The sequence below is a fragment of the Nonomuraea monospora genome (genome assembly GCF_039531895.1).
In the GTDB taxonomy this organism is placed as follows: Bacteria; Actinomycetota; Actinomycetes; order Streptosporangiales; family Streptosporangiaceae; genus Nonomuraea; species Nonomuraea monospora.
The window spans coordinates 1-1,103 of record NZ_BAAAQX010000101.1 but is presented as its reverse complement, the minus strand read 5'-3'; the positions used below and the strand labels follow the sequence as shown (position 1 = coordinate 1,103).

1 protein-coding gene is annotated in these 1,103 nt (G+C 72.7%); it reads left to right on the top strand.

Annotation, left to right across the window (positions count from 1 at the left end):
• Positions 1-69: 69 nt before the first annotated feature.
• The coding region (locus ABD331_RS60650) for an IS701 family transposase (RefSeq protein ID WP_425566295.1) at positions 70-1,103 on the top strand (1,034 nt) is incomplete at its 3' end.

Here is a 1,103-nt window from a genome sequence, read left to right as displayed (position 1 = left end):
AAAGATCGTGCGGTGGCCGCGAGCCACAGCGTAGACCCTGACGGCTGGATGGTCATCTTCCACGAGCTGATGGCCCGGATCGCCGGCCGGTTCGGCCGCGTCGAACCCCGTCGCGCCGCGAGCGCGTACGTGCGCGGGCTGCTGGCCGACATCGACCGTAAGAACTGCTGGAACCTGGCCGAACACGCCGGGCTGAGCGGCCCGCAGACGTTGCAGCGGTTGCTGCGCACCGCCCGCTGGGACGCCGATCAGGTGCGCGATGACGTCCGCACCTTCATCGTCGACCGGCTCGGCCCCGGCGGCGTGCTGATCGTGGATGAGACCGGCTTCGTCAAGAAGGGCACCGCCTCAGCCGGGGTGCAACGGCAATACACCGGCACCGCGGGCCGCATCGAGAACTCCCAGGTCGGCGTGTTTCTCGCCTATGCCACCCCGGCCGGGCGGGCGCTGCTGGACCGGCGGCTCTACCTGCCCGCCCACACCTGGCTGGCCGACCCCGGCCGCTGCCGGGCCGCCGGCGTCCCGGCCGAGACCGGCTTCGCCACCAAGCCCGCGCTGGCCACCGCCATGGTGCTGGCCGCGCTGGAGGCCGGGGTGAGCGCCCCTTGGCTGACCGGCGATGAGGTCTACGGCCAGGACCCGCGCCTGCGCGCCGCCCTGGAGCAGCGCCGGATGGGATACGTGCTGGCCATCGCGGGCAACCGGCGCGTCGAGCTGGAGGGCGTCCAGGTGAGCGCGGCGGAGGTCGCCACGCGCGTGGCCGACCGGCACTGGCACCGCTACCGCGCCGGCCAGGGAGCCAAAGGGCCGCGCTGGTATGCCTGGGCCTGGGCCCGGATCGACGAAGGAGACGAAGGCGAGGCCCAGGGCTGTCGGTGGTTGCTGATCCGGCGCAACCTGACCACCGGCGAACTGGCGTTCTACCGCTGCTACGCGCCCGCCCGGCAGCCGCTGATGGCCCTGGTCAAGATCGCAGGAGCCCGGTGGGCGGTAGAGGAGTCCTTCCAGGCCGCCAAGGGGCAGGTCGGCCTGGACCACTACCAGGTGCGCGGCTGGACGGCCTGGCACCGTCACATCACCCTGGCTCTGCTCGCCCTGGCCGT